This window comes from Paenibacillus sp. P4_A9, assembly GCF_056402415.1.
Genome location: NZ_JBFUHL010000057.1, coordinates 16,918 through 27,097, shown reverse-complemented (window position 1 = coordinate 27,097; position 10,180 = coordinate 16,918). Strand labels below are relative to the sequence as shown.

The window sequence follows — 10,180 nt, the reverse complement described above, 5'->3', positions numbered from 1 at the left end:
TTTCATGTAAACACCATGTATGTCAACGATATCAGAGCGACTCAGGCAAAAACATTGAACTCAAATAAATATCCAGGCTTCCCTTCATCATTTTTTGACAATCCGCTATTTTCTGCAGGCGGGTCTTATATCAATATGACTTATAAGGCTGCCGACGCAACCAATATCTTTGAAACCAAGCTTGCGAATGCACAAACCCGGGGCGATTTAACTGCACAGATTGTGACTAACGATATAGGTGGAGGGCATTCATGGAATTCGAATACTTTGCCAATAACAACTATTAACACATCTTCGAAGTCGCTTACATTCAATCCTAACAATGTTGGTGAGTTTTCTTCACTCTACACGATTGGAAGCAACTCCAGGTATTATTTGCAAGGCAACCTAGCCTATTTGGACACCCCAGGCGAGTTTTACTTTAACCCCGTAACATACGACCTTTTCTATTATCCAAAGGCAAATGAAACAAATTTAGATCAGCAGGATATTATCGTTCCGACTACGGAACAGATTATTAACATTACCGGTCAGAGAACCGGTACATGGGACAGCACAGTCATTACGCCTGTTCACAATATCGTATTTGATGGACTTGAGTTAAAAGATACAACCTATCCGGATTATTACGCTGCTGGCTGGTCATGGCTTCAGTATGGGAATGGAGTGAAACAATATCCTTTCCCAGATGATGCAAAAATTTCGTCTAATCCGACTTACAGTGGTCAGAGCGAACGTCCACAGTTTATGGATGGTGTGTTCACTTTAAAGTACGCCGATCACATTACGATTACAAACACGCACATTAAAAATGCGGGAATGATGGGCATCGAACTTGGATATGGTACCAGCTATATAACCGTCAGCAATTCGCTTATTGAATATACCGGACATGCTGGCGTTGACATTCAGGGCGGATATCCGGGAGTGGACGGAACGAGCCAAGGCGTCAGTTTTACTCATCACAATATAATAGACAACAGTGTCATCCATGACATTGGTCAGCTTAACTTGCTGTCACACGCTGTTGGTATTAGCAATGCGACTTATAATACGGTGACGCATATTGAAGCGTATAACTCACCGCGCCGTGCATTTTTACTTCAAAGTTCTAATGTGCAAGGGTGGGATAACGGCTATCTGGGTGATGGTTATACGAATCAGGCTTTTCCGTACAATCTTCAACGCGATCAGTATGCCCACCACAATACGTTCTCTTATATTAATTTGCACAATGTTCAACAGGACGGTGGCGATGACGGTGGTATTATGACCGCGTTTCTGTATTATCCCCGAGACAACTATTCACTGCCAAACTATTTTAATCAGGTGGTCATAGATAAGGTTGCCGCAATTCCGACCATGACCGACATTTCACCAAACAACATCAATTTTGATATGGGTTGGGTGGGGATTGAGACTTCAAATATTAAAACCGTTAATGCGGCTCAATATAACATTGAAAATTCCAATCTTCAAAACGGTCAGGTTATCGTTAATAACAGTTCGTTCAACTTTAGGGGACCTGAAGACGGGCTAGCTGCTTTTGATAATTCACAAATGGATTTTGCTAATATCGGCGTAAAAACCTCGCGTTACCCGGTGGAGTATGCGGGCGCAATTACCAGTGCATCGGTAACGTCTCCGTCAAATGTATTCTTCTCTGATAATTTCGAGAACGGTCTTGATTGGAGAAAATGGTCATACAGCGGAGTTCTTCCAACCCTAAGCAAAGAATATATGTCGGAAGGTGCTTTTCAGGGCACTGCAGCTCTGGACTTAAATGACAATGGAACGACCAAATCAATTCTTTACCGCAATTTTGCTAATAATCTCAATAAATTAGTCACGGTTGATTTCTTTGACAGAGTTTCATCGCACCTTGCGACATATGGCGTCGGACATCCGTTATCCGCGACAACTAATACATCTGCGCGGGTAGACAACGGCACAGCTGCAGGAACTGTTGAGATGGGTGTGAATACAAGCATCAACGGAAGCAATTATGTGGTCAACGTTGGCGGAACAGCAACCGCAACAAGCCTTCGCCGTACCACAGGTTGGCACACGCTCAAATTCGACTATACTGACCCTACATCAGTCAAGTTGTACATTGACAACAATTTGGTTAAGACTATCAATGGCACAGATCAGTCCTTTAATTATGTGGCTTTAGGTTCGCCTAACGGCAATACAAATAGCTTTTTTGACCAGTTGTATATCTACGGTGGAGATCAGGCTCCTGCTCCTGGCGATATATCCTTCCCTGCCCCGCCGCCGTATGATAATTCTAATGATAATATTCAACAAATGAATTGGGATTTTGAAAATGGCGTTATGCCATCTGGGTTTACGAATTTCTATGGTGGAACATTGAGTGTGGTAAACAACCCCTTACTATCGGGCAGCGACATGAGCAGCAAAGTGCTATATCAAGGACCCGGAGTAGCCCAATTTTCCAAGCAAACGTGGAGCAACTATCAGCTTGGATTCAAATGGAAATTAGGGGTATGGAATAATTCTTCCGATACTGCGCATGTGTATGACGGATTTACAGTGTACGTTGGCACACAACAAACCGCGACTACTGCTGCTAACCCTCCGGCTTACCAAGTTATTTTCAGGAGGAACTTGAATGGTGGTATCAATGCTAATTATCCAGCGGGTACACCGTTCTTCTCTATTAATCAGCACAGTCCCGGTGACGTAACGTTGGCAACCGCACCTGTGCCTGCCGGTTTTGATCCTACTAAATGGCATCAATTTCAAATTCAAGTTTTCGGTGGGAAAATTGGGTTAGTGGTCGATGGAACCAAAGTTTTATCCTATACAAGCAGTGTCTATACCAATGGCAGCTTCGGTTTGGGCACCTATAACAATGATCAGTACTTTGACGATTTTCAAATCATAACGAATCCGAAGTATGTTAATTTTGCTCCCAATTTGAATCTTGGAAATGTTGTTTTAAACGGTAATTTTAATCCCAACTATACGACCTATATGGCAACAGTTACAAATCCTGCACAGCCTGTGACACTCATTAGACCTAAAGTAGTGTTGGATAATACAAGCGTTGCTATCAAACTAAATGGTACGGATATCACGAGCAACTTTACAGATGATGCCACACCGGTTTCTTTGAACCTTATCAAAGGAAAAAACACGCTTGTGCTGACCCAAACAACGGTGGCAGGAAGTCAAGATTACACCATTGATATAGACAAACCTTATACAATTTCGTCTATAGCTCCAATAGCACCTGTAACGATAAATGTGGGTAGCACCCCAACATTGCCGTTAACAACGAGTGTAACTTTTGATGACAGTACGCAACAGACGCTAGGAATTACTTGGCATACAATTGATCCATCCTTGTTGAATACACCCGGCACGTTTACAGTGTATGGACAACTGGATGACGTAAACGGCACCGTCAGTACAACGATTACTGTCGATGGACTTAAGGAGATCGGCACGCTTCCGGATGTAACGACTGTAGCAGGTACTGCCCCAGTATTAGCACAGACGGTTAGTGCCCAATTTACGAACGAATCCAAAGATTTATCGTTAAGTTTCGTAGACTTGGATCCTGCGATGTATGCAAAGCCCGGCACATTTATAGCGGTTGCAAATGCAGAGCAATATGCGGGTGTTGTACTGCAAAAAGTAACAGTATTACCAGCTCCAGTATCGCCTCAAGCTACCCTTACCAGTGGGCATCAGGTAATGACTGGGGAAGCATTGGATTTGACGATGGGATTAAGCAATGTTACACAAAGTGAATTCCAGCTTATCAACGCACAAGAGCTGACGCTTACCTATGATGCGGTGAAAATGCAGCTGGGTACGGTGACTTCACTTGTTTACGGATTGCAAGTCATCGACCAAAAAGAGACAGTGCCAGGGCATGTTCGGATTATTCTTGCAAGCACAGACCCTGATGGATTTGTTCCCCAAGGCGATTTACTGAAATTTAGCTTTACTGCCACGGCTGTAACCGAAGTTACAAATACAGCTTTTGATATAAGCAATTTTACAATTGCTAACGGCTTGGGTAACGAAATGCACATTAACGGAGCCTCTTCCAGCACACAAATTATTTTACCTGCAGTACCGGTGGATAAGTTAGTACTGAATGATTTAATCGCTAGCGCTCAGGCGAAATATGATGCTGCAGTAGAAGGAAATATGGATGGTAAATATCTGCAGGGATCAAAGGCAATTCTTCAGTCGGCCATCGATAACGCGAGTGCAACAGCTAATGACCCGAATGCTACTCAGGTTCAGGTGAATAATGCCAAAGCTGCGCTTGAAGAGGCAGTTCAGGCATTTGAAGACAAAAAAATATCAGCAGATGTCAGTGGAAATGGCATTATTTCTATTGGGGACTTGGCTATGGCTTCTTCAAGCTATGGCAAACAACCAGGTCAGTCCGGCTGGAATGCCAAAGCGGATGTCAATAAAGACGGTAAGGTAGATATTATAGACTTGGCAATCGTAGCCAAAACTATCATAAACTAAACGGATTGATGGAGGGGGGGAGATCTAATTCTCCCCCTTCTCTATGGAATTTCGACATAAACAGAGGCAATAGTGTGTATTTGAACGCTAAGTACAATAAACGGCCTTTTTTACAGCCGAAATTGCAATAAAACGCTCAATTTACAGTAGGTTTTCTCTACTGCTTCAAGTAAGATGTGATCAACAGAGAGGAGGTGAACAGGATGGCTTACTCAGAAGTGATGGCGCACCAAGCTATAAAGGCTAGAAAACGAAATACGTTCTGGCGAGGAATCAAACGCAATTGGGGATTAATTGGTTTAGCGATCCCAGGATTATTATTCGTTATTATATTTCAATATTTGCCAATGTTCGGAGTGGTACTTGCCTTCAAAGATTTCAATTTTGGCAAAGGGATTTGGGGCAGCGATTGGGTCGGTTTGAACAATTTTAAGTTCTTTTTCACCTCGGATGCTGCTTGGCAAGTAACACGAAATACCCTTCTGCTAAACTTGAATTTCATTATTATAACGAATCTGGTTTCCATCGCTTTTGCACTTATGCTCTTCGAATTGAGTCGCAAGGCGGTGAAATTGTATCAAACGACGTTGTTCTTCCCTTACTTTTTATCTTGGGTTGTGGTCAGTTATGTGTCTTATGCCCTGCTTAACCCTCAATTGGGTGTCATTAATCAGTTGTTTAAACAGCTAGGATTTACTGAGATTAATTGGTATATGGAAGGCAAGTATTGGCCTTTTATACTTAGTCTAGCTTTTTTATGGAAAAGCGTCGGCTATTCAACGCTCATCTTTTATACGGGTCTTATGGGCATCGACAAAAGCTATTATGAGGCCGCTGCGATCGATGGAGCCTCMAAGTGGCARCAGGTTCGTAACATATCTTTACCGCTGTTAACGCCATTAATTACGCTGATTTCACTTTTACAAGTAGGGAAAATCTTCTACTCCGATTTCGGAATGTTCTATTTCCTGACTGCCGATTCTGGGGCGTTGTACGCTACAACAGATGTTATTGACACTTATGTATATCGTGCGTTACGGGTGTCAGGCGATATCGGGATGTCAACGGCGATCGGGCTGTATCAATCGTTAGTTGGTTTGGTACTCGTGCTGACAGTGAACTTTATAGTTCGAAAGATCAACAAGGAAAATGCGATTTTTTAGAATAATAGGGAAGTGAAGAATATGGAGTTACGGAAAGCGTCGCTGGCAAAAGGACTTATTCATGGRTGGTTTATCKTKTTTTCCATCTTCTGCATAATACCGCTGCTGTATGTCATTTCAATTTCTTTCTCAACAGAGTCAGACATTGCCAAAGAAGGATATAAACTGATTCCRRAAACATTTACGACSTTTGCATACGACTACTTGCTSCRCAATCCGAGTCAACTGATTACCGGTTATTCGGTRTCCATCTCRGTAACCGTGCTSGGAACGGCRCTCAGTCTRCTRATTACGGCYATGCTAGCGTATGTATTGTCMCGCAAGGATTTCGCCTTCGCGAATGCACTGTCCTTTATTATCTTTTTCACACTCTTATTTAACGGRGGGCTCGTCCCTTGGTACATMTTGATCAAAAARTATTTRCACATCGAYAATTCGATACTTGCCTTGATCTTGCCTTATGTGATTATGCCGTGGCATGTGCTGTTGATGAGAGGRTTTTTATCTGAGATTCCACCCTCACTTATTGAGTCAGCCAAAATCGATGGGGCAAGAGAGTGGAGAATTTTTTATCAAATCATTCTGCCATTAGCCAAGCCAGCGATGGCCACTGTAGGTTTATTCATCGCCTTTATTTATTGGAATGACTGGTGGCTGGCGATGCTTTATATCGATAATGAAAAACTGGTCCCGCTGCAATATATGTTGTATCGGATTATGAACAATATTCAGTATYTGTCGAGCAGTATCAAACCGAGTACGGTCAATATCGATATCAGCCAGTTTCCAAATGAAACKGCACGGATGGCGATTGCGATCTTGGCAGCAGGGCCGATACTAGTCGTCTTCCCGTTCTTTCAGAAATATTTCGTAAAAGGTTTAACGGTAGGCGCAGTGAAAGGCTAAATATGGAAGCAGATTGTCAGCGGCAAAGCCGTTACAATAGATGAAAACACATACAGGGAGGTTTTTTCAATTATGCAGAAACCATTTAAAGTAGTAGGCGTAGGTCTTGCCCTCGGTCTCGTAATGACAAGCGTTTTGGCAGGATGCGGTTCCAAAAGTGAAACAACGAGCAGTCCATCGGTAGCTCCAGCCGCTTCCACAGCGGTATCTCCAGCGGCATCTACTGCACCTAAGCTCGAGCCTGTTGAATTGACCTGGTATTTAGATAATACGCCGCCAGCCGATGTTGCTTCTGTTGAAGCAGCAATGAACAAGATCTTGAAAGAAAAACTGAATGCAACAATACATCTTAAATTCGTCGATTGGGGCGCTTTTGATCAAAAAATGCAAGTAGTCAACGCTGCAGGCGAAAACTACGATCTTGCTTTCACGGCGGGCTGGGCGAACAATTATTATCAGAATGTGAGCAAAGGCGCATTTATTCCTGTGGATGATCTTCTGCAAAAGTATGCGCCGACCATTCTGCAAACGATTCCAAAGATAGGCTGGGATGCTGCCAAGGTCAACGGAAAAATTTATGCGATTCCGAACTATCAGGTTTGGACAATGACGAACGGCTTGTCGTTCCAAAAGGCTCTGGCAGACAAAGCCAACATTAAACCGGAAAGCATCAAAAAATTGGATGATTTGGCACCATTCTTAGATTACGTCAAAAAGAACAATTCGGACCTTGTCCCCTATGAAATGGACAAAAACGGCACTTGGGGAACCAATCTGGTTGCCTATGGCTTTGATGAGGTTGCAGGCAGAAACATCCCAGGTACGGTCAAATTAACGGATGGTTCCTTGAAAGTAGTGAATCAATTCGAATCGGAAGAGTTTAAATCGTATGTGAATTTAATGAGAGATTGGTATCAAAAAGGTTATATCCGCAAAGATGCCGCAACGCTTGCTGATGCTCAGGCGGATCGTAAAGCAGGTAAAAACGCCAGCTTGAATAATGGTAACATTGGGCCGGCAGATCCAAACGATCCAAACGCTGTTCCGAAGATTGCGGAAATTCCTGCATATGTTGCAAAAACAACGCAGTCTTACTTGATGACAAGCTCGATTATTGCGACAATGACGGGTATTAGCAAAACCTCTAAGAACCCGGAACGTGCTGTTATGTTCCTAGACCTGCTATTTAAAGATAAAGAGCTTTACAATATTTTGGCGCATGGAATTGAAGGCAAGCACTACAAGAAATTAGACGGCAACAAGAAAGAAGTAATTAAAGACGGAGGATATGCGCCAGATTTCGACTGGGAAATCGGTAATTCATTGAATAGCTTCACGATGACACCTAGCCTAGCTGATGCTACAGTCAAAATGAACCAAACTGCAGTTGGATCTCCGATTCTTGGTTTCACTTTCGATCCAAACCCAGTGAAAGCCGAACTTGCACAAACAGCTACTGTGACCGCGCAATACATTCCATTGCTGACAACGGGTTCAGCTGATGCAGCTCAATTTTTGCCTGAGTTCATCGACAAGTTGAAAAAGGCCGGCAGCGACAAAATTATCGCTGAAGAGCAGAAGCAAATCGATGCATGGAAGCTTACTAAAGGAAAATAAGCAGCACTAATTTCTAGCAATAGGGAGCTATCCACAGTGACATTTCAATATGTTAGTGTGTGGATGCTCCCTTTAATTTAGAGGAGTGGTACAAATCATGCTCACCATTGAAGGGCGACAATTTTTATTTAACGGTACGCCGATCCGAATATTATCGGGGGCTTTGCATTATTTTAGAATCGTTCCAGAATATTGGCAAGATCGGCTTCTCAAACTAAAAGCATGTGGGTTTAATACGGTTGAAACGTATGTGCCATGGAATTTACATGAGCTGCAAGATGGCCATTTTAACTTTGAAGGGATTGCTGATATCGAGCGTTTCATTCGTTTAGCGGGCGAACTGAACCTACACGTGATCGTAAGGCCGAGTCCGTATATTTGTGCGGAGTGGGAATTCGGCGGGCTGCCGGCCTGGCTTCTTAAGGAAGACAATATGCGTCTGCGCTGTTCACATCAGGCTTTTTTGGATAAAGTTGATGCTTATTATGATATGTTATTGCCCAAATTTCTACCGCTTCTTAGTACGAATGGCGGACCGATTATTGCAATGCAAATCGAAAATGAATACGGAAGCTACGGCAATGATAAGAACTATATGATTTATTTGAAGCAGGCAATGATGGGGCGCGGTATAGACGTTCTATTGTTCACTTCAGACGGGTATGCTGACAGCAACTTACAAGGAGGGACGCTTCTACCGGATGTTTTAGCTACCGTCAACTTTGGCTCACGGCCGGAAGAGGCGTTTGGCAAGCTGTTGGACTATCAGCCTGGCAAGCCGCTCGTCTGTATGGAATTTTGGAATGGATGGTTCGATCATTGGGGTAAACCACACCATGTTCGAGAAAGTGATGATGTAGCGCAAGTGCTCGATCAGATGTTGAAAATGGGAGCGTCGGTTAATTTTTATATGTTCCACGGTGGAACGAATTTCGGATTTACTAACGGTGCGAACAGTTTGGGCACATATGAACCGACGGTTACCAGCTATGACTATGACGTATTATTGAATGAATCCGGCGATATGACGGACAAATACTGGGCAGTTCGTGAAGTGCTTTCGAAATATTCGGAAGTTGAACCTATAGAATTCCCACACCCCTTGCCTAAGAAGCATTACGGTGAAGTGCGATTAAACCAGCAAGCACAGTTGTTTGACTCACTTGATTTGTTGACAACGCCAATCCATAGTGTATGTCCAGAAACAATGGAACGACTAGGCCAGAACTATGGGTTTATTTTATACGCGTCGAGGATTGAGGGACCTTTATCGCAAACTAAATTGGCGATTCAAGAGGTACGAGATCGCGCGCTCGTGTACCTTGATGGCGTTTTTCAAGGCGTTATCGAAAGAAACACACATGATGTAACGCCGAATGTAAGAGCAAATGATATTTTGCTGGACATACCAGCCGAGGGTGCAACATTAAGCATTTTGGTAGAAAATCAAGGTCGGATTAATTACGGCTACAACTTGAAAGATCCAAAAGGAATTACTGAAGGTGTTCGTCTAGGTCTGCAATTTCTGTATAATTGGACGATTCATACGCTGCCGCTACAAAATTTAGCTGCTTTGGAGTATTCCGATGCGCAAGCGACGAGCCCATTTACCCCTACGTTTTATAGAGGCATATTTCAAATAGATCAAGTCGGCGATACGTTTTTGAAGCTGGATGGTTGGATCAAGGGTGTTGCCTATATCAACGGCTTTAATCTCGGTCGCTACTGGGAGATCGGCCCGCAAAAAACATTATACATTCCGGCTCCATTGCTGCGGGAAGGGAAGAATGAGCTTATTGTATTTGAACTGCATGGAACGAACGCTCCAGTTGTTACCTTGCAGGATTTTGCAGAGCTCGGATAATATAAGCCTTTGTGCGTTTGCTATATCAACTCGGAAGCGCTTTAAAGGGTATCCACTTTCAATTTTCATAGAAAACACAAATTTTGGTGTACACAATTTAACCATTTTA

5 protein-coding genes are annotated in these 10,180 nt (G+C 43.1%); all 5 read left to right on the top strand.

Annotated features, from left to right (window positions below; translation table 11 throughout):
• The first annotated feature begins 54 nt into the window (after positions 1 to 54).
• The 5 genes from AC1DVJ_RS24765 (at position 55) to AC1DVJ_RS24745 (ending at position 10,071) form a co-directional block, all read left to right on the top strand.
• The gene (locus AC1DVJ_RS24765; protein ID WP_477594380.1) at positions 55 to 4,521 is read left to right on the top strand and encodes an Ig-like domain-containing protein; all 4,467 of its coding nucleotides are present in this window, start codon (positions 55 to 57) and stop codon (positions 4,519 to 4,521) included.
• A gap of 203 nt (positions 4,522 to 4,724) precedes the next feature.
• Positions 4,725 to 5,684 carry an ABC transporter permease gene (locus AC1DVJ_RS24760; RefSeq protein WP_477594378.1) on the top strand — a complete coding sequence of 320 codons (960 nt, stop codon included), beginning with the start codon at positions 4,725 to 4,727 and terminating at the stop codon, positions 5,682 to 5,684.
• A gap of 21 nt (positions 5,685 to 5,705) precedes the next feature.
• Positions 5,706 to 6,590 carry a carbohydrate ABC transporter permease gene (locus tag AC1DVJ_RS24755; protein WP_477594376.1) on the top strand — a complete coding sequence of 295 codons (885 nt, stop codon included), beginning with the start codon at positions 5,706 to 5,708 and terminating at the stop codon, positions 6,588 to 6,590.
• Positions 6,591 to 6,662: 72 nt separating this feature from the next.
• Complete coding sequence (locus tag AC1DVJ_RS24750) at positions 6,663 to 8,207, top strand: DUF3502 domain-containing protein (RefSeq protein ID WP_477594374.1); 1,545 nt, start codon at positions 6,663 to 6,665, stop codon at positions 8,205 to 8,207.
• A 97-nt stretch (positions 8,208 to 8,304) separates the two neighbouring features.
• Entirely contained in the window at positions 8,305 to 10,071 is a 1,767-nt protein-coding gene (locus AC1DVJ_RS24745) for a glycoside hydrolase family 35 protein (RefSeq protein WP_477594372.1), read from the top strand.
• The last annotated feature ends 109 nt before the right edge of the window (positions 10,072 to 10,180 follow it).